The organism is Pseudomonas sp. GB2N2 (genome assembly GCF_054897705.1).
Genome location: NZ_CM142701.1, coordinates 2286151 through 2306227, shown reverse-complemented (window position 1 = coordinate 2306227; position 20077 = coordinate 2286151). Strand labels below are relative to the sequence as shown.

18 protein-coding genes are annotated in these 20077 nt (G+C 59.3%); 10 read left to right on the top strand and 8 right to left on the bottom strand.

The genetic code is table 11. The annotated features are described in order from the left end of the window. Positions 1 to 25: 25 nt before the first annotated feature. The 7 genes from ACYZT4_RS10460 to ACYZT4_RS10430 all read right to left on the bottom strand — a co-directional run bounded on the left by ACYZT4_RS10460 (position 26) and on the right by ACYZT4_RS10430 (position 8022). A complete protein-coding gene (locus ACYZT4_RS10460; protein ID WP_461987528.1) occupies positions 26 to 232 on the bottom strand; it encodes a hypothetical protein in 207 nt (68 codons plus the stop codon). Between the two features lie 284 nt (positions 233 to 516). Further along, entirely contained in the window at positions 517 to 2703 is a 2187-nt protein-coding gene (locus tag ACYZT4_RS10455; RefSeq protein WP_461987526.1) for a lipase family protein, read from the bottom strand. Positions 2704 to 2715: 12 nt separating this feature from the next. Further along, on the bottom strand, positions 2716 to 3510 hold the full coding sequence (locus tag ACYZT4_RS10450; RefSeq protein ID WP_461987524.1) for a hypothetical protein: 795 nt from the start codon (positions 3508 to 3510) through the stop codon (positions 2716 to 2718). Between the two features lie 13 nt (positions 3511 to 3523). After that, the gene (locus tag ACYZT4_RS10445) at positions 3524 to 4318 is read right to left on the bottom strand and encodes a hypothetical protein (RefSeq protein ID WP_461988637.1); all 795 of its coding nucleotides are present in this window, start codon (positions 4316 to 4318) and stop codon (positions 3524 to 3526) included. Between the two features lie 13 nt (positions 4319 to 4331). Next, positions 4332 to 5105 carry a hypothetical protein gene (locus tag ACYZT4_RS10440; protein ID WP_461987522.1) on the bottom strand — a complete coding sequence of 258 codons (774 nt, stop codon included), beginning with the start codon at positions 5103 to 5105 and terminating at the stop codon, positions 4332 to 4334. After that, positions 5102 to 5956, bottom strand: coding sequence for a DUF4123 domain-containing protein (locus tag ACYZT4_RS10435; RefSeq protein ID WP_461987520.1), 855 nt, complete (start codon positions 5954 to 5956; stop codon positions 5102 to 5104). The genes ACYZT4_RS10440 and ACYZT4_RS10435 overlap by 4 nt, the downstream gene beginning before the upstream one ends. Then, on the bottom strand, positions 5953 to 8022 hold the full coding sequence (locus tag ACYZT4_RS10430) for a type VI secretion system Vgr family protein (RefSeq protein WP_461987518.1): 2070 nt from the start codon (positions 8020 to 8022) through the stop codon (positions 5953 to 5955). The genes ACYZT4_RS10435 and ACYZT4_RS10430 overlap by 4 nt, the downstream gene beginning before the upstream one ends. Before the next feature lie 435 nt (positions 8023 to 8457). Here ACYZT4_RS10430 and ACYZT4_RS10425 point away from each other — a divergent pair, with 435 nt between their 5' ends. Beyond that, positions 8458 to 8673, top strand: a complete 216-nt coding sequence (locus ACYZT4_RS10425) for a TOBE domain-containing protein (RefSeq protein ID WP_038983759.1) — start codon at positions 8458 to 8460, stop codon at positions 8671 to 8673. 8 nt (positions 8674 to 8681) lie between these two features. Here ACYZT4_RS10425 and ACYZT4_RS10420 read toward each other — a convergent pair whose 3' ends face one another. Next, positions 8682 to 9551, bottom strand: coding sequence for a LysR substrate-binding domain-containing protein (locus ACYZT4_RS10420; protein WP_461987517.1), 870 nt, complete (start codon positions 9549 to 9551; stop codon positions 8682 to 8684). A 253-nt stretch (positions 9552 to 9804) separates the two neighbouring features. On the opposite strand from ACYZT4_RS10420, the gene ACYZT4_RS10415 reads away from it, so the two are divergent. From ACYZT4_RS10415 to metC, 9 genes are all read left to right on the top strand, one after another. Beyond that, entirely contained in the window at positions 9805 to 10647 is an 843-nt protein-coding gene (locus tag ACYZT4_RS10415) for a transporter substrate-binding domain-containing protein (RefSeq protein WP_461987515.1), read from the top strand. 61 nt (positions 10648 to 10708) lie between these two features. Further along, positions 10709 to 11560 (top strand): transporter substrate-binding domain-containing protein, encoded by an 852-nt coding sequence (locus ACYZT4_RS10410; protein ID WP_461987513.1) that lies wholly within the window; start codon positions 10709 to 10711, stop codon positions 11558 to 11560. After that, positions 11557 to 12975: an FAD-binding oxidoreductase gene (locus tag ACYZT4_RS10405; protein WP_461987511.1), complete on the top strand. Its 1419-nt coding sequence runs from the start codon at positions 11557 to 11559 to the stop codon at positions 12973 to 12975. The genes ACYZT4_RS10410 and ACYZT4_RS10405 overlap by 4 nt, the downstream gene beginning before the upstream one ends. Further along, positions 12972 to 14183, top strand: a complete 1212-nt coding sequence (locus ACYZT4_RS10400; RefSeq protein WP_461987509.1) for an aminotransferase class I/II-fold pyridoxal phosphate-dependent enzyme — start codon at positions 12972 to 12974, stop codon at positions 14181 to 14183. The genes ACYZT4_RS10405 and ACYZT4_RS10400 overlap by 4 nt, the downstream gene beginning before the upstream one ends. After that, complete coding sequence (locus tag ACYZT4_RS10395; protein WP_461987508.1) at positions 14180 to 14914, top strand: amino acid ABC transporter permease; 735 nt, start codon at positions 14180 to 14182, stop codon at positions 14912 to 14914. Before ACYZT4_RS10400 ends, ACYZT4_RS10395 begins: the two co-directional genes overlap by 4 nt. After that, complete coding sequence (locus ACYZT4_RS10390) at positions 14904 to 15692, top strand: amino acid ABC transporter permease (protein ID WP_461987506.1); 789 nt, start codon at positions 14904 to 14906, stop codon at positions 15690 to 15692. Before ACYZT4_RS10395 ends, ACYZT4_RS10390 begins: the two co-directional genes overlap by 11 nt. Beyond that, positions 15679 to 16515: an amino acid ABC transporter ATP-binding protein gene (locus ACYZT4_RS10385; RefSeq protein WP_461987505.1), complete on the top strand. Its 837-nt coding sequence runs from the start codon at positions 15679 to 15681 to the stop codon at positions 16513 to 16515. The genes ACYZT4_RS10390 and ACYZT4_RS10385 overlap by 14 nt, the downstream gene beginning before the upstream one ends. Positions 16516 to 16532: 17 nt before the next feature. Further along, positions 16533 to 17129, top strand: a complete 597-nt coding sequence (locus ACYZT4_RS10380) for a cysteine dioxygenase family protein (protein WP_461987503.1) — start codon at positions 16533 to 16535, stop codon at positions 17127 to 17129. Between the two features lie 96 nt (positions 17130 to 17225). After that, entirely contained in the window at positions 17226 to 19997 is a 2772-nt protein-coding gene (metC, locus tag ACYZT4_RS10375; protein ID WP_461987501.1) for a cystathionine beta-lyase, read from the top strand. Positions 19998 to 20077: the final 80 nt, after the last annotated feature.

Genomic DNA, 20077 nt, shown 5'->3' with positions numbered 1-20077 from the left:
AGTGCCACACGATTTGCAGGCGCAGTCAGAGCGCGTAACCGGCAACCAGCCCCAACGGGTTGTCCTGCACACCAGGAATCTGATGCAGAGGCATGTGCGGCTGATCGTCGACGGACGTGACTTCGAAACTACCCACCACTAACGGTAGGCGTTCACACATTTCGGTCGACTCTCCAGCCAGTTTTTGCAACATTTTCGCGTGGTTCGCTGCGATTTCACTGAGAGTTGACACGTTGCTTCTCCGGTGTGACAGAACCAGCCTTTTGCTGGTGTCGGTGAGTATAGATGAGCTCGGCCACGTCAGAATTATGTCGTTCCGTGGTCGCTACCGCAGCGTGTGCAAACCCTGAGCCAGAGCCTGTGGCAATTTCCTGACGGGAGTTTTTCGGCGACGAATGGTGTTTGAAGCCCAACCTTTTCAGGTTGGGCGGTCATGCTCTGTTATCGCGGAACGTCGAGTTGATCCAGTGCCCGGTTCACGTCGAGTTCTGCCAGCATGATGAATTGAGCAATGCCTTAACAGATTGAATCGATATCCAGCGTGTACGGCGCGCCGATGACGTGCCCGTAGATCGAACCCATTAGCGCGTCCTGATCCGGCTCCTCGGGCGCCATGGCCATCGGGTCCTTGACCTGATTCTCTGGGTGCGCGAGCCAGCGCTCGACGCTTTTTATCAGATCGGGCTGTTGCGACAGCGAGCCGTAAAGCGCGTGGGCGCTGATTCTCTGAGGATGAATGCTTCGCAGGCGTGCGACGGTGGTTTCAATCTGGCTCCTCTCAAGTTCGAGTGCGCGGATGTTGTTCTCCTGGGTTCTGGCGTAAGCCTCGGAACGGCCCCTTAAATCACGTTCTACCGCCCGCAGGTCGGTGGTGGCCCGTGCCAGTGAATCCTTGACCCAGTTGAACTCGCTCTCGGTGATACGCGTACGTTTCTCGTCGTACGCCTGCTTCCATCGCCGCAGAACCGCCCAACACGCCGGAACATAGCCGCCGGTCATAGAATGATTCCCGGCGTGGAATATCTGCGCCAGCAACGGCGGCCGGTCCGGCAGCCCGTTTTTCTGCTGAATCGCCAAAGTGCACGCTGCATGCTGGGTGATGGTGTCGCAACCGGGTTCCCAGATGAACGCGGACTTTTCCCCAGCACTCAATCGCACCGGCATGAAGTGCTGCAACTTGCCATGGTGACCGTAGGGTTCACCCTTCACATTCGTGATGCCCGTAAAAAACACCGACATCCCGACTGGTACGTTAGCCAGCGTCAACGCCAGCCCCGTCATGAACACACCGGGCTTGGTGTCCATCCACGTGCCCGGCACGCTCGGCACCGGGTCGTTGTGATTGACGACGCGGTGATGCACCAAGTCCTTTGCGCCGGCGACGAAATTGGCATCGCCGGCGCGGGGGGCGCCGTAGGTGTAGAGCTGTATCGCGTAGTCGAAGCCCGGCCGACGACGCAGCATTTCAGAGAGCAGCAATGCAACGGCACCGCCGAGGCTGTGGCCGCAAATGATGAACTTTTGTCCGGCGTAAAATTTTTCAAGATAGTTAACAACGAATTCGTAGGCTTTCTTCGCGGCCTCGTAGAAACCACGGTGCACTTTGCTCTCGGTGCCCTCAAACGGCACCTGAAGTGCATCGGCGTCCCGCAATCCGTCCGCAATGAGTTCGTAGGTGCCGCGTACCGCGATCAGGATCAGTTCGTCGGTGTGAGTGATGAAGGCTTGGGTATCGGTCGACTTCGCGCCGAGTGTTCTGTCATCGAGAAAGTGAATGTTGGCAGGGTGTTCTTGTTCTACTTCCTGATCGAGTCGGTTGACCTCATAAAGGCCCGGATCGAACGGCACGATTTCCAGGCGTTTGGAGTACGGCACATCCTCATAAAGAGGGTAGAAGGCGCTTTTTTGAGTCGCGTCGACACGCCACAACTCGTCAGCCTTGGCCAACGCATCGCCGAACCAATTGCCCACGCTGGGTTGTATCGGGAAGGTCACGGTCGTCGTTTCAACCGGATGACTGTCTGGCTGCTGCCCGAAAGGGCAATAACTCAACGTAGCCATCAGCGCGAGCTGGTAGAGATTTAGCGCACAAAACTCTGGGTCGGTCGACAGCATGGGTCGCAACGCTCGCAGAGGGCGCACTTCCAGAACCGTGTGTTTAAGGGGCATCAGCGCAACGCCGAGTTTCCCATGTTCACCTATGGTTCTCGCTCGGTGCGGGCTATGGGGATAGTGTCGATAGACCTCGGGCGGCAGGTGGGATGCATGCTTGACCAAGTGACGGACTTCTACTTGGAGGAATTCATCTGCGCACGCTTGTGCCGGGTTCGTCCGGGTGCGGGTTGAGTTTTGATATAAATAGCGGGTTTGTTCGGCGCGTACTTGGAGCTCTGTGATTTCGAGCGGGTAATACGGTCTTGTTAATGAATCTTTGTAGAGGGGCTCAGTTCCTTGATATTTCTCGTTAACGATTAGTGCAACGGGGCCTGCAAAGTGGTTGCTGACCTTACCGACCCCCCTATCATCCAGATATCCGGCATACATAATACCTTCCGAGTCAGTAGCCATATAAGCCAGTCCGGCGTACGGGACGCCGGAGCCAAGTTCATCGACCAGTTGGAAGCTGGTCCATTTACCTTGCATGGGGCACGTCAGCACCGTGCTGCTTAACGGTGAAGTCAGTTCTTTTTCCAATGAATTCATGCTCAAACCTCCTTATTCGGTGCAACCGGGGTAAATAGTACAGACTCGGCCATCAGGTGATGTAAAGGTGCTGAAATCTGTGTAATTGCCGTTGCAATAGGCCCGTTGATCTTCGAAGCCTTTCCCCATACATCGCTTCCATCCGCCGTTTACCTCCACCCAGGTATCACCCCAGCCAGGCCTTTCCACCTTGGCCAGCGTAACTTTCAGCTTCACGGCTTTACCCGGTAGCTGATCGAGGCTATACCCCGAAACCGGGCGGCCGTTTTCCGGCTCGGCTAGGGCATTCGCTTTTTTGCAATCAAGGATTTTGACAATGCGTCGCTGCGCGCCTGCGGTGCGAAATAGCCACTGACAATGACCATAAAAAGTGCTTTCACCGGCGTCACTAAACGTGCCTTTGTATTGTTCCTCCAGATCATCGCGAACGATGACCATCGCGCTATCGCCCCCGATGTCCCCTCGATGTGTCCAATAGAAAGCCTTGATATCCAGCTTGATGCGCCTGATCACCAGCGGACAGCCACTGACGGTCCGATACATGGCAATTTCAGAGTTTGGCTCGTAACTCTCACGCCACTCCATGTTGTAACCGACTGCCGTATTCCTTCCCCCCGGCACGGTGCAGGTTTCGCCCTTCGCAGGCACATACTCGGCGATGGCCTTGTAGGCAAAGTTGGGCGGTAATTCGGCGGTGAAGGTAAAAGTGCCCGGCTTACTCTTGGCACATCCATTGGTTAATACGATGCAGCAACTCAAGGCAAAAAATTTCAGCAATAACTTAAACCGCGAAGAAAAAATGGGCATGTGATTGAAATCCTTATTCCGTGCAACCGGGGTAAATAGTACAGATGCGCCCATCTACCATTTTAAATGTGCTGAAATCCTCGTGATTTCCAAAACAAAAGGCGTACTGGTCTTCGAGGTTATCGCCCATGCACCGCTTCCAACCGTTGGGTACTCTGACCCAAGTGTCCCCAATAGCGGGTCTCTCCGTATCGGCTAACTTGATTTTCATACTCACCGTCTTGCGTGGCAGTTGGTCAAGGGAGTACGCAGCAAATGGGGGCCCAGGCCCTGATCTGCCCTGAGCATCAGTTGCCTTGCAATCGAGGAGTTTGACGATGCGTCGTTTCGGTCCCATTGTGCGAAACAGCCACTCGCACTGACCGTAGAAGGCGCTTTCACCTGCTTCGCTAAAGGTGTTTTTGTACCTGTCTTCCAGTTCAGTGCGGATTGCTACCGTTGCGAAGTCACTGCCGAAGTCTCGGCGGGTCTTGCCGTATGCAGAATTGATGTCCAGCTTGATACGTCTGATCACCAACTTGCAGCCGCTGACTGTTCTGTAAATGTCGATCTCAGAATCCGGCGTGTAACTTTCACGCCATTTAGAGTTGTAAACGATTGCGGTGTTTCTTCCTCCCGGCACAGTGCAGGTTTCACCATCGGCCGGTACATATTCGGCAAATGCCTGATAGAAAAAATTGTCGGGTAAGTCAGCGGTGAAGGTAAAAGTGTCCGGCTGGCTCTTGGCGCAGCCGGTGGTTAATGCGATGCAGCAACTCAATGCTGAGAGTTTTCGCAGTAACTTAACCAAGGACGAAAAAATTGGCATGTGATCGAAATCCTTATTCAGTGCAGCCCGGGTAAATGGTGCATTGAGTTCCATCAGGCATTCGGAAATTGCTGAAGTCTTTGAAATTGCCGAAGCAAAAGGCGTACTGATCTTGGAAGTTGTCTCCCAAGCAGCGTTTCCAACCGTTGGGGACTTTTACCCAGGTATCGCCCATGTAAGGCCTTTCCTCGCTGGCTAAAGTAATTTTCATCTTCACCGTCTTTCCCGGTAATTGATCAAGGCTATACCCAGAAACCGGGCGGCCATTTTCCGGCTCGCCTAGGGCGTTTGATTTTTTGCAATCAAGGATTTTCACGATGCGGCGCTGCGCACCTGAAGTGCGAAATAGCCACTGACAATGACTGTAAAAAATGCTTTCACCCGATTCACTAAACGTGCCTTTGTATTGTTCCTCCAGATCATCGCGGACGATGACCATCGCGCTGTCGCCCCCGATGTCCCCTCGATGTGTCCAATAGGAAGCCTTGATATCCAACTTGATGCGCCTGATCACCAGCGGACAGCCACTGACGGTCCGATACATGGCAATTTCAGAGTTTGGCTCGTAACTCTCACGCCATTCCATGTTGTACCCGACTGCCGTATTCCTTCCTCCCGGCACGGTGCAGGTTTCGCCCTTCGCAGGCACATACTCGGCGATGGCTTTGTAGGCAAAGTTAGGCGGTAAGTCGGCGGTGAAGGTAAATGTGTCCCGTAGCCCACTAGAACAACCCGAGACCAACGCAACACAACAACCCACACCTGCGATTCCTGATATCCGCTTCATATCGCCCCATCCCCCTTCCAAAACTCGACCATCAATCGCACTCGCTCAAAGTGCTCCGCCGCGCTCTCATCCTCCTTCACCCCCCACTGCGGCGACAGCGCAAACCCCGGTGCCTGCAAGCTCTGAATCAACAAAAACTCCAACTGCTCCGGCTCTGCCCAACCCCATTCATCCGCCAACGCCAAGCGCCCACGCAACCAGGCATCAGGTTCATGCACTTCGGCGAGGTTGGCGTAGGCCTCGACATGCTCGGCCAGCAAATAGCGATGGGCGTTGAGCCGGCGAATTTCCGAGGCCTGGGGTTGGGGCAGGGGTGTGTGTAGCCAGAGTGGGTTGTCTGGAACGGAGTACGTTCCGGGGGCAGGGTTTTGCGCGGTTTGCCAGGCCGTGCCATCCCAGTAGCAGACGCTGATTGCCGGCCCGAGGAAGGCTGAATATTCCTCAGGCGGCAGATGTTTTAATGCGCGGCTCAACACACGGTTGTCGTGAAAGCGATATAGCGCCTGATAGGGTCGCGTCCCCACAATCAGCCGCTGTTGCCAGTGATCGACCAATCCGCGCAAGGCGCCTTTTTCCACGCTCGCGAGCCAGCCCCAGTTGCGTTCAGGATGATCGAGCAGTTCGTCGAGGCGCCTGTCGCGGGACGGTTCCAGCGTGAACATGTACGGACCGGCGTCGGCAAGGTTCACGAGGCTGGTGCCGTGGTAGGCGCTCAGGTACTGGTCATGTTCGCTGGATTTCATCAGCAACTGACGTGTTTCGCGCTCGTTCTGTGAGTCCAGCACCAGGCACAGTTCATGGCCCGAGCGGCGCTGTTCGTTCATCCATTGGCGGGGGAGTGTGTTGATCATGCGGCGGCTCCTTGAGTTGGGCAGACGCCCTCGCGGCAGGCTTCGCAGATCGGGCAGAAGTCCGCTGCCAACGCGTTGCTGGTGGCCATCAGTGCGGACTGGGACGAGGCGAGCATCGGCGGCAATTCGGGGGGGACGGACAAGCCATCCACTGACCGGGGCGCCGCGACAGAGGCGGCAGGCATGCGCAACGGAGCGCCACCGATCTGGAACTCGCTGCTGCCGAATATTCCGCCGCCGCCAACCTGTAAATGTTCACCACCGGCTTCGATCAACACCTTGGCTCTGGCCTTCAGAACGATCACGTCGGCTTCAATGACAACCACCCCGCCGGCGCTGAACGCCAACGTCTGATCAACATGGGTGTAGCTTTTGCCCGCCACTTGCAGGTAATCGTTGGCCTCGAGTTGTGTGTGCCGGTCCCCGCGGGTGGTGCGATTTTCCGTGGCGTGCAGCACGGTCACGCTGTCGCCTTTGACGGTGGTGCGCTGCTCGTTGCCGACCTCCAGACGGCTGTCGTTTTCGATCCGCTGTTCCATGTCCCGCTGGGCGCGCAGGTAAATCAATTCCTGGCCGGCACGGTCCTCAACCTGAAGTTCGCTGAACCCGGTGCTGTTTGGCGAGCTGCGGGAGCGGAAGACGCTGCGTGTTTTGTTCGCGGGTAGCTCGTAGGGCAGCGGGTTGGCGCTGTTGGCGAGGCAGCCGATGATTTCGGGGTGATCAGGGTCGCCGTTCTGAAAGCTGACTTGTACTTCCATGCCTACTCTTGGCAAAGCCAGGCCACCAAAGGCATGGCCGGCCAGGAGCGAGGAAACCCGCAACCAGCAACTGCTTTTATCGTCGTTGCGACCTTCGCGGTCCCAGAAGAACTGCACCTTGACCCGACCGTAGCCGTCGCAGTGAATTTCTTCGCCTGTCGGGCCGGTGACCACGGCGCTTTGAACGCCGGCGATGCGCGGTTTGTCGTGGGTCAGTGGCGAGCGGTAGATCACGTCCCACGGCGTGGCGAGGAACTGGTTGCGATATCCCTGAAAGCCTTTTTCATCGCCGGTGCCGCTGTAGGCCGCGAACTGTTGCAGGACTTGCGGCTGCTCGCCTTCATGCTCGATTTCGGTCAGCAGCCACAGGTCGTTCCATTCTTCATCGGGATGTTCGGCCAGTGGCAGGAAGTGCCCGGAGAGCAGCTTTGGTTGATCGCTTTTACCCTGTGCCACACGGCACGCGGCGCCGTGGCGCTCCTGATCGCGTCGGCTCAACAGCTTGCCGCGATCGCGCTGGGTAAAACGACCGGGATATTGGTAATCCTCCAGGTCCGGCTGACGCCTTGAACCGTCAGGCCGGCTTTCGGCCTCCAGTAAAATCCGCGCTTTCTTGAAGTCGTAATCGCGGCGCGTGGTGCGGCTGGTGCCGGCTTCCACCTTGACGTCAAAGTGATTGATCGTCGGCGTTTCGGCGACCATGCCATTGTCGTGTTTATAGCGTGTTGGACGGTCGAGCCTGGGAAACACGGTCTGGTCGTCGCCAAACACCAGCACATGTTTTTCCCGGCTGTGCTGGAAGTGGTAATGCAGCCCTTCCTCCTGGCAGAGGCGTTCTATGAACGCTCTATCGGACTCGCCGTACTGAACGCAATATTCACGATCCGAATAAACGCCGCCGAGTTGAAACCGGTGGAAATCACCATGGATGCCGTGGTCGGCCAGCACTTGGGCAATGATGTGCGGGACGGTCATTTGCTGAAATATGCGGCAATTGACGCGGTGGTCCAGATACGCCAGCCGAGGCACCAGCGTCACGCTGTAGCGGGTCAGGCCACTGCCGAGACAGCCTTTGCACACAGCATGAATTTGCCCGTGGATGCCGTCGCCGGTGTCGTTGAACGTCAGAAAGGCCAGTTTGTTTAACAGGTCGTCCTGGTTCAGGTCCGGTCTGTCGCTGACCAGTTCGATCTCGAAGGCAAACGGCTGGCTGATGAGTTCCTTACCAGTAAACCTGAGCACCTGCAGATCATGTTGAATGTCGTTGATCGTCAGGCCGAAACGGGCGGAGGGATTTGCGTTGGGCATTCAGGGTTCCTTTTCCTGTGGTATGGCACAGGCTTGGGGGCGTTGATGCAACGCTTGCATTTGACCTTCCATGGCCAACACGACAACACGTCCCTGAGCCGGGTCAGTGCAACTTATCAGGGGTTAACAGGCGCTGACGTGAGGCGCTCTCGAAATGGGGCATTTCAGAGTTTTCCCACCCGGATTCCGACTTAATCCGTAGGAGCAGGCCTTAGGAACGCCGCTCAGCAGCGATGGCGTCCATGAAATCGCCATCGCCGGCAAGCCGGGCTCCTACGGGGTTTTGCGTGAGCCGCACGTGCAGAGAAGTGCCGTATATTTCTAAAAAGTATAAATAGATAATTATTTATTCCTTTTAATGTTGTTCCGTGAGGTGCACTTTGGACCCCTGACCATCCGTTCGGATGTGCTCGACCTCACACAGGAAGCTTCAACATGACCATCAAAGCGATCAACGTCCGTAACCAGTTCAAGGGCGTCATCAAGGAAATCGTCGAAGGTGAAGTGGTTTCGGAAATCGACGTGCAAACCGCTTCCGGCATCGTTACTTCGGTGATCACCACCCGTTCAGTGCGCGATCTGGAATTGAAGGTCGGCAGCGAAGTGATCGCGTTCGTCAAATCCACCGAAGTTTCAATCGCCAAACTCTGAAGCGACTTTCAGGAAAAGGACAATCCCTGGCTCGCGCGAATCAGGTCATAGGCCTTGCGCGCAATCAGATTGGCGGTATTGGGCCGGATCCACAGGTAGTAGGTGACGTCCGGCAGTCGCGGTAGTCCGTCGTTTTCACCCAGTACGCGCATGTCCGGGCCGAGCATTTCCATGCTGCGGGGGGTGACCCCCAGCCCAGCGCGCGTTGCGGCTTTGATGCCGATCAGGTTCGACGCCAGGTAAGCCTGGCGCCACGGGATATTCGCCCGTTCCAGGGCTTCCAGGGCATAGCGGCGATAGATGCTCGGCTCGTCCACCAGAATCAGCGGCAACGGTTCACCGGGGTTGTGCTGGTACTGCGCCGAACAAATCCACCACACCGGCGAGGTGCGCAGGGCGAAGCCTTCGAGGTTTGGGTCTTCGCGCGTGGAGATCACCATGTCGACTTTGCCGCGATGCAGGTCTTCCATCAGAAACGGGCTGCGACCGACGTCGATTTCCAGGCGCAAGCGCGGCGCCGACCGGGCGATGTGGCTGAGGATCGGCGGCAGAATGGTGTCCGCGATGTCGTGGGGCGAGCCAATGCGCAGCACGCCGCTCAAGCTGTTTTCACGCAGCGAACTCAAGGCCTCATCGTTGAGCGAGAGCATTTGCCGCGCATGCCGCAGCAACTGTAGCCCGGCTTCCGTGAGCTGCTTTTGGCGTCCGCGCTTTTCAAACAGATTGACCCCGACCTGCTGCTCCAGACGTTGCATGTGCTGGGTGACCGACGATTGCGTGCGGTCGAGGTGCGCACCGGCACCGGCAAAACTGTGGTGATCCACCACCGCAATGAAGGTGCGCAGTAATTCGAGATCGAGCGTGGGCAGGTTCGACATGGCCGGTTCCAGGGCTGCTTTTACATCATGAGTTTAAACATAAGCATCACAAAACATTATGTGTTTTTTATGATCGCTATATCGATAAAGGCGTAAGGCCGCGTATTTGCTGGTTATTGACCCGTTATGACAGCCACGTCTGGACCGCAAGTTATAACGATATTAGATATTTGAATTTCCGTTACACCGACGCTGTACCTAGGATCCCTCACATCAGGTCGGGGGGACGCCGATCATCCATGAGGGAAAATCCATGTTGCTCAAGCGCTCGCCTGTAAAACGTTTAATGCCTGTGATGTTGGGCGCCTTGATCTCGCTCGCCGCCAGCACTGCTGCCCAGGCGGATGCAACGCTCGAAAAGATCGAGCAGCGTCATGTGTTGGTGGTCGGTGTGCTGCTGTCGGGCGGTCCGTTTGGTGGAATCGATCCGGATACGCAAAAGCCACGTGGTTTGAACGTCGAGCTGGCTCAGGAACTGGGTCGCCAATTGGGCGCCGAGGTTGAACTGGTGCCGGTATTGCCGGCCAACCGCGTGCAGTTTCTGCAGCAGGGCAAGGTCGATTTGCTGATCGCCAATATGGAATGGACCGCGGAACGCGGCGAGATTCTCGGTTTTGTGCCGACGCCGTTTTACCGGGTTGGCGGCACTGCAGCCGTGCTCAAGGACAGCAAGATCACTCGCTGGGAAGACTTGAAAGGGCAACCGGTGTGCACCTCCCAAGGTAGCAGTTACGTGAAACCGCTCACTGAATTGGGCGCGGAACTGAAAGCCTTCAAGAGCTCGTCCGAATCCTTGCTGGCGCTGCGTGGCAACAACTGCGTGGCGGCGGTGCATGACGCCACGCTGATCAATCCGTTGATCGCCGACAGCGCCGAATGGAAGGACTACCGCACGATCACCCCGGAGCTGAATCCGGCGCCGTCGGTGATCTGGACCCGTCGCGGCGAAAGCGACACCCAGGCCAAGCTCGATCCGATCGTCAAGCAACTGCATCGCAGCGGCTGGCTGATCGAGGCCCAGACCCGCAATCACATCACGCCTGCATCACCCGCGCTGGTCGAACTGCAAAAGCAGTTTCAGGCCAACGGCGCCTGATTCATTTCATCGAACTCAACTCGCCGCCGCATTGCGCGACGGCCGCTCAAGGTAGTCGCGCATGAATCGTCGTTTCTCCGTTAAAACCTTGTCCTCACTGTGCCTGGCTGGCGCGGTCGCTTTGGGCGCCAGCCTGGCGCACGCCGACGCGACGCTGGACAAAATCCAGCAGCGCCACGCCATCAATGTCGGGGTAATTCTCAGTGGCCCGCCGTTCGGCACCATCGATCCGAAGACCGGCGAACACCTGGGCTACAACGTCGAGTTGGCCAAGGGTGTGGCCAAGGCGCTGGGCGTCGAGGCCAACACCGTTTCGGTGCTGGCGCCGAACCGCGTGCAGTTCCTGCAGCAGGGCAAGGTCGACATCCTCATCGCCAACATGCAACTCACCGAAGAGCGCGCCGAGATTCTCGATTACGTACCTACGCCCTATGAAGAAGTGGGCGGCGCGGCGTTGATTCGTAAGGGCTCGGGCATTTCCCAGTGGGCCGACCTCAAGGGCAAGCCGGTGTGCGTGTCCCAAGGCAGCAATTTCATCAAGCCGTTGCAGGAAACCTACGGCGCCGAGATCAAGGCGTTTCGCAGCCAATCGGAATCGTTGTTGTCACTGCGCGGCAATGGTTGCGTGGCGGCGGTGCATGTCAGCCCAACCATGCACGCGTTGTTGAGCGATACCGAATGGGCCGGTTACGAGATCCCGCTGCCGGGTGATCTGATTCCGTCGAACTCGGTGATCTGGCTGCGCAAGGGTGAACAGGATACCCAGGCGAAACTCGACGCTATCGTGCGTGACTGGCACCGCAGCGGCTGGCTGATCGAGCTCGGCGAACGCACGGGCATGGCGCCGTCGCAGGCCTTGCGTGATTTGCACGAAAAATATCGCAACGCCGCGCCACTGGCGGTGTTGCCGTGAGTCTGTTCGCCGACTTGCAGCACCTGCTCGGCGCCCGCCATGTGCAGGGCAGCGAAGAGGCCGCGCCGTACCTGACTGACAAACAGGGCCGTTACGTCGGGCACGTTCTCGCCGCCGTGCACCCGGCCAACACCGAAGAAGTCGCGGCGGTGGTCCGTGCCTGCGTAGCCGCCGAAACACCGATGGTGGTGCAGGGCGGCAACACCGGATTGATGGGCGGCGCGACGCCGGACGCCAGCGGTCGTGCGGTGTTGCTGTTTCTCGATCGCTTGAACCGGGTGCGCGCCGTCGACGCCGACAACGACACACTGACCGTCGAAGCCGGCTGCATTCTGCAACACGTGCAGGACGTGGCGCGTCAGGCCGGTCGCCTGTTTCCCCTGAGCCTGGGCGCCGAGGGCAGTTGCACGATTGGTGGCAATCTCGGCACCAACGCCGGCGGCACTGCGGTGTTGCGCTACGGCAATACCCGTGAACTGACGCTGGGTCTGGAAGTGGTGACCGCCGAGGGTGAAATCTGGAATGGCTTGCGCGGTTTGCGCAAGGACAACACCGGTTACGACCTGCGCGACCTGTACATCGGCAGCGAAGGCACTCTCGGCATCATCACCGCCGCCACGCTGAAACTGTTCCCGCTGCCCAAGGCGCAAGCCACGGCGCTGCTGGCCTTTGATTCGCTGGCGCAAGCGGTGGAATTCCTGTCCCACGCCCGTGCCGGTTTCGGCGCCAGCCTCACGGCCTTCGAGTTGCTCAGCGCCGAATGCCTGGCGCTGCTACGCGAGCAATTCCCCGAAGGTCCGCAACCTTTTATCGGTGTCAGCCAGCCATGGTTCGCACTGTTGGAACTGTCGGATAACCACAGCGAAAGCCACGCCCGCGAGGTCTTTGAAGAGGTCCTCGGCGAGGCGTTCGAAATCAGATTGCTGGCCAACGCGCTGATCGCCGAAAGCCTCGGCCAAAGCGAAGCCCTGTGGCTGTTGCGAGAGAACATGAGCGAGGCGCAGAAACGTGCCGGTCGCAACATGAAGCACGACATCTCGGTGCCGATTTCCCAGGTAGCGGCGTTCGTCAGCCACACCGATGCGCTGTTGCAGGCGAATTTCCCCGAGGTTCGCCACTTTACGTTTGGTCATTTGGGCGACGGCAACCTGCACTACAACGTCGCGCATCCGCTGGAGTCGACGGTGGATGCGCACATGGCGAATTACGCAGTGCTCAGTCTGCTGGTGCACGACAGCGCCCACGCCCACGGCGGTTCCATCAGCGCCGAACAAGGTATCGGCCAGCGCAAACTGGACCTGCTGGAACGCTATAAGAGTCCGGTAGAGCTGGACCTGATGCGTCGGATCAAGCACGCGCTGGACCCAAAAAACCTGCTCAATCCGGGCAAGGTCGTGGAGGTGAATCGCGCATGACCCTCAGACTCTCCGAGCGTGTGCAGCGCGTTTCAATGTCGGCCAACGCCGCCGCCAAATCCCGCGCCACCGAATTGCGCGACGCCGGTCACGACATTCTTGACCTGACCACCGGCGAGCCGGATTTCGATACGCCCGAACACATCAAGCAGGCGGCTTATGCCGCCATCGCCGGCGGTGCCACCAAGTACACGCCGACACCCGGGGTAAAAGCCTTGCGGGTTGCTGTGCAGCGCAAGCTTCAGCGCGAAAACGGTCTCGACTATTCGCTACCGTCGATCGTGATTGCCAACGGTGCCAAGCAGATCATCTTCAATGCCTTTGCCGCGACCCTCGACGACGGTGATGAAGTGCTGGTGCCCACGCCGTACTGGCCATCATTTCCGGACAGCGTGCGGTTCAACGGTGGAGAGCCGGTGTTTATCGAATGCGGGCTGGAGCAGGGCTGCAAGCTGACAGCCGTGCAACTGGAGCAACACATCGGCGAGCGTACCCGCTGGCTGGTCCTCAACGGTCCCGGCAATCCCAGCGGCGCGGTGTACGGCGAGACCGAGTTGCAGTCGATCGCCGAAGTGCTGCGCCGTCATCCGCAGGTGTTGATCCTGCTGGATGAGCTCTACGAGCACATCCGTTTCGACGGGCAGCCGCCCCAGAGCCTGCTCAACATTGCGCCGGATCTGCAAGCGCGCTGCCTGCTGGTGGGCGGTGTCTCGAAGACCTACGCGATGACCGGCTGGCGCATCGGTTTCGGTGCCGGGCCGCAGGTGCTGACCAGCGCGATGGCAGTGGTGCAATCGCAATCCACGTCGGGCGCTTCTTCGGTGGGACAAGCCGCTGCGTTCGCGGCCTTCGAGGGAGGACTGGATTTCCTGCCGGAACAAGTCGCTGCTTATCAATCGAGAAGGGATGTGTTGGTTAACGCTTTGCGCAACGTCGACGGGCTCGAAGTGCTTGAACCTCAGGGCGGCTTCTTTGTGTTTGTGCGCTGTGCCAGTTTGCTCGGTCGCTATCGCCCGGACGGTGCTCGCCTTGAGAGCGACGCCGACGTCGTCGCGTATTTGCTGGAGGAGGGCGTGGCCGGTGTGGCGGGCAGTGCGTACGGCTTGTCGCCGTGGTTTCGCCTGTCCATCGCCACCGCGACCGACAGCGTCGCCGAAGCCGGTCGCCGCATCGCGCGGGCCTGCGCAAAACTGCGGGGTTCGGCATGAATCACTGGCTGGAGATTTTTGTCCACTGGACCGCCGGATTCGGCCTCAATTACAGCTTTCTGCTGGACGCCTACCAGCGCGGGACGATGGTGCAGGGTGCATTGACGACGGTGCTGTTGTGCCTGTTCACCATCGTTGGCAGTTTGCTCGCCGGCGTCGGGCTGGCGGCGATGCTGACCTCCGGCAACCGCTGGCTGGCGAAACCGGCGCGGGTTTTCGTTGAGGTCACTCGGAACACGCCGACACTGGTGCAGCTGTATTGCGCGTTCCTCGTCCTGAACATGTTGCTGACCCAGGCCGTCGGCGCGGCCAACCCCCTGACGCCGTTTGCCTGGGTGGTGATCGTGATCTCACTGCACAAAGGCGCGTTTCATGCCGAGGCCTTGCGCGCCGGTATCGAGGCGGTGCCAGCGGTGACGATGGAGGCGGCCAGTTCCCTGGCGTTCAGCAGTCGCCAGTTGTTGTGGAACGTGCAGCTGCCGCTGGCCCTGCGCTTTGCCTTGCCATCGCTGATCAACAACCTGATCGACCTGGTGAAAATGACCGCCGTCGCCTCGGCGATTGCCGTCGGCGACATCACCTATGCGTCGATCATGATCTGGACCCAGAGCGACAACGTGCTGGAGCTGATGATCCTGATCCTGAGCTTTTTCGGCCTGCTGAGTTTTATCGTCAATTGTGTGGGGCGCTACCTTGAAGCGCGCCTGAGGATGCCCGGCTATGGCCATTGATTCGTCCGTCACCGTCACGGCGGCCTGGCCACGGCGGCATGTCGGCAAACTGTTGCTGTTGATCGCTACCGTGTTTTGGCTGCTGTGGTTCGCGCCGCAAAGCCCGGTATTGAAGGCGCTGCTGCAATGGTCGCCGGCCTTGGCCGTTGGTTTCGGGCAGAACATTCTGATCAGTCTGGTCGCCATCGCGCTGGGTTCGCTGCTGGGATTGCTGGTGGGCGCCTTGGCGTTGTCGCCGCTGCGGCTATTGCGCCTGCCGGCACGGATCTGGGTGCAGATTTTTCGCAATGCGCCGTGGCTGGTGCTGATCTATTTCACCACCTATGTATTCCCGTTCGAGATCAAGCTCGGCAGCACCTATATCTCGTTCCCCGACTGGGTCAAGGTCACCATCGGCCTGGCGTTGCCCGCAAGCGCCAACGTTGCGGAAATCTTCCGCGGTGCCATCGCGTCGATCCCCAGCACGCAGTGGGAGGCCGCCCGTTCTCTGGCCTTCACCCGCGGGCAGATTTTCCGTTCGATCATCCTTCCGCAGTGCTTCAAGCGCATGTTGCCGCCGTGGATGAACCTGTACGCGGTGATCACCATGGGCACGGCGCTGGCCTCGTTGGTCGGTGTGCATGACGTAATTGACACCGCACAGATCGCCAGCAACACGGTGAACATGACCGGCTTTACCGTGGTGATTTACCTGAGTTTGCTGGTGCTGTTCTTCGCTTATTGCTACCCGATTTCCCGACTCACCCAACGCCTGGAGCGACGTTATGCCTTCTACTGAAACCGTCGCCGAGCCTCTGGTCAGCCTGCGCGACCTGCACCTGTCGTTTGCCAGCAATCCGGTGCTCAAAGGCATCAACCTCGATGTGCACCGGGGGCAGGCGGTGTCGATCATTGGCCCATCGGGCTCAGGCAAATCGACCATCCTGCGCTGTATCACCGGCCTGTTGCAGCCCCAGCGCGGGACCCTCCGCGTCGGCGCCACCGAGGTTCACACCCTGGCCCAGGAAGCCCAGCGCATCGAGTTGCGCAAGCGTGTGGGGTTTGTCTTTCAGCAGTACAACTTGTTCCCGCATTTGTCGGTCCTGGAAAACCTGGTGATTGCGCCGCGCAAGGTATTGGGCCGCAGCCGCGCCGATGCCGAAAAAGACGCGCGTGCCTTGCTCGCCAAAGTGCGCATGGAACACAAGGCCGACGCTTATCCGGGGCAGCTGTCCGGCGGCCAGCAGCAGCGCGTGGCGATTGCCCGTGCGCTGGCGATGCGCCCGGAACTGATCCTGTTCGATGAAGTGACCTCGGCCCTTGACCCGGAAACCGTCGGCGAAGTGCTGACGGTGATTCGCGAGTTGACTGAGGAGGGCATGACTTGCGTGCTGGTTACCCACGAGATGCGTTTCGCCGAAGAGATCAGCGACATCGTCTACTTCACCGAAAACGGCGTGATTGTCGAGCACGGCAGCGCCGAACAGATTTTTCAACGCCCCACCAGCGAACGCACCCGGGAATTCCTGCGCCATGCGTTGGGTGATCCGGGGCGTCGTCCCGCCATCGCCAATGATCCTTACCTGCTGACCCATTTGGGTCGCTACAGCCTGTCCGTCTGAACCCGAGGAGCCTGTCCATGAGTACCGAAAACCGTGCTGCCGTCATCGAGGATTTCCTGAAGAAAATCCGTGTCATCAATCAACGTGGCGTCGACCGCGCCGCGCTGGTGGAAATTGTAGCTCTGCTCGAAACCCTGGCCGAGCGTCGTGACCTGTTCAATTTCGCTGAATTCCCGGCACCGGTGCCGGGGCAGGGCAGCACCGCGTTTCGCTACCGTCTGAATGACGACGGCGACACCCCGACGCTGTACCTGAACTCGCTGTTGCCGGGCAAAAGCACCATCGCCCACAACCATGAAACTTGGGCAATTATCAGCGCCGTCGAAGGTCAGGAAATCAACTTCGTCTATGGCCGTGACGATGAAGGTCGCGAGCCGGGATACACCACCTTGCACCTGGAGAAAGAAGTCGTCGTGCAACCCGGCACTTCGATTTCGTTTCTCGGAGAAGAGCTGCACGGCATTCGCGTTGAAGGCGAAGACGCGACGCTGCATTTCCATCTCTACGGCTTGCCGCTGGAATCCCTCAACGGCCGTTACGGCGTCGAGGCCGACGGGCGCATTCTCAATTACAACGCCTCGCAAATGGCGCCGTCGATCAAGGCTTACGCATGATCGATTTGTACGACTGGCCCACCGGCAACGGCTTGAAGGTCGCAGCCAACGAGCGCTCTCTGGCGCTTCAATAATTTCATTTCAAGCGGGACTTCCATGAGCCAGACCGTAACCCCAGGGCAATTGCAGCAGTGGCTGTTCGACGGGCAGGAAATCGCCCTGTTTGACGTGCGCGAACACGGCCAGTATGGCGAAGCCCATCTGTTTTTCGGGGTCAATCTGCCCTATAGCCGACTGGAACTGGAGGTTCGGCGTCTGGCGCCCAACCCTCAGGTGCGGCTGGTGATCTATGACCAGAATGATGGGGACGTCGCTGCGCGTTCCGCCGCGCGCCTTGAGGCGTTGGGCTATGGCTGCGTGCATGTGCTCAAGGGCGGTACCGAGGGCTGGGAGGCTGCCGGTTACCAGCTGTTTGCCGGGGTGCATGTGCCGTCGAAGGCCTTTGGCGAATGGGTGGAAGAAGCCAGTCACACGCCGCATGTCACCGCGCAACAACTGGCCGAATGGAAACGTCGCGGCGAGCCGTTGGTGGTGCTCGACGGCCGGCCGTTCGATGAGTACCGCAAGATGACCATTCCCGGTTCCGTGTGCTGCCCGAACGGTGAGTTGGGGTATCGCATCCATGATCTGGTGCCGGACGAAAACACCCCGATCGTGGTCAATTGTGCCGGTCGCACCCGCAGCATCATCGGCGCGCAAACGCTGATCAACCTGGGGCTGAAGAACCCGATCTATGCGTTGGAGAACGGTACTCAGGGCTGGTACCTGGAAGATTTTGAGCTGGAACACGGCAGCAGTCGTCGTTATGCCGATGCGGTGTCGGTTGCGCCATTGGCGGCTCAGCGTGCGGCCGCCGCACGATGGGCGGAACGGGCCGGTGTGAAAACGGTTGCGGCTGCGCAGGTCGCCCAATGGTCTGAGGAGGCTGGACGCAGTCTGTTTCTGTGCGACGTGCGCACCGCTGATGAGTTTGCCGCCGGCAGTCTGCGCGGTGCGCAACACACGCCGGGCGGGCAGTTGATTCAATCCACCGATCTGTACGTCGGCGTGCGGCAGGCGCGGCTGGTGCTGATCGACAGCGATGGCGTGCGCGCACCGATTGTCGCGAGTTGGCTGCGGCAGTTGGGGCATGAGGCGTATGTGCTTGAGGGGGGCGTAAGCAGCGGTCTGGCGTTGTCTGCGGCCGAGGTTGATGTTCGCGAGGCGCTGCCATTGATCACCGCATTGGCCTTGGCCGATGCCTTGAAAGATGACGCCGTCGCGCTGATTGATCTGCGTTCGAGCATGACGTACCGCAAGGGCCATGTTGCCGGCTCGCGCTGGTCGATCCGCTCGTTGTTGGCGACGCATGTGGTGGGTGAGAACCGGCCTCTGGTATTGCTGGCCGATGATCCGCTTTTGGCCGCGTTGGTTGCGCAGGAATTACCTGAATCCCAACGCGCAACACTGCGCCTGCTGGACGGCGGACTCGCGGCGTGGCGTGCAGCGGGGCTTGCCGTGCAGGAAAATCCCGATACGCCATCCAACGAGCAATGCATCGATTTTCTGTTCTTCACCCACGATCGCCATTCCGGCAACAAGGACGCGGCGCGTCAGTACCTGGCGTGGGAAATCGGTTTGCTGGCGCAGATGAGCGACGATGAAATCGCCAGTCTCACGCCGCTGCGCGCCCAGCCGACAGAAGACGCGCGAGTGCGCACTCGTCTGGTTCATTCGGCGCGCACCGAGCCGGGTGCTGGCGGGCGCTCGGTCAACGTTCCGGTCACTCGTCTGAGTACCGTGCTGTTCGATAACCTGGCGCAAATGCGCGACGCCCGAAAGCGCCGTGACAGCGAGCGCGTGTTGAGTTACGGCGCCCGTGGCAATCCGACGGCTTTCGCCCTCGAAGACCTGGTCACCGAGCTGGAGGGCGGTTACCGCACGCGCTTGTTCGGCACCGGGCTGGCGGCGGTCGCGCAGACGTTTCTGGCGTATCTGCGCCCCGGCGATCATCTGTTGATCACCGATGCGGTGTACGCCCCGGTGCGACGTCTGGCGCGGGAATTCCTTGAGCCGTTCGGCATTCAGGTCAGTTACTTCGCCCCTGACGGCAGCGGTCTGGAAGCGCACCTGCAAGCCAACACGAAAATGGTCTACACCGAAGTGCCGGGCTCCCTGCTGTACGAACTCAGCGACCTGCCGGCCATCGCCGCCCTGTGCAAACCCCGAGGCATCCTATTGGCCGTCGACAACACCTGGGGTTCGGGTTATTTGTACCGGCCGCTGACCCTCGGCGCGGACATCTCGATCATCGCGTTGACCAAGTACCTGTGCGGCCACAGCGACGTAGTCATGGGCAGTGTCTGCACCCGGCAGGATGTCTGGCAGCCACTGGCGGCCATGAGCGACACCTTTGGCACCACCGTCAGCCCCGATGACGCTTATCTGGTGCTGCGCGGCGCCCGAACACTGGCTGCTCGGCTGGAAGTGCACGAGCGTCAGGCGCTGAAAGTTGCCCATTGGCTGCATGCCCAGCCGCAAGTGAAACGGGTGTTCCATCCGGCCTTGCCCGATCACCCCGGTCACGCCTTGTGGCGACGGGACTTCAAGGGCAGCAATGGCTTGTTGTCGTTTGAGCTGAACGAGGCAGACGCCGCTTACATCGAGCGCTTCATCGACGCGCTGCAGTTGTTCGGGCTTGGCGCTTCCTGGGGTGGTTTCGAAAGTCTGATCACCGTGGCTGACATTCAGGATCGCCAGAGTGCGGCGGATCGTGCGCTGAATCCGGTGCTGCGTCTGCACATCGGGCTCGAAGATGTCGAAGCGTTGATCGAGGATTTGCAGCGCGGGTTTGCGGCGGCCGCCACAGCCCGCCTCACGACCTTGTAGGAGCCTGCTTGCTGGCGATCGCGTCCATTCAATCGATAAAAAAGGCGACTGAAAGGGCGCTCGCTGCCAAGCCAGCTCCT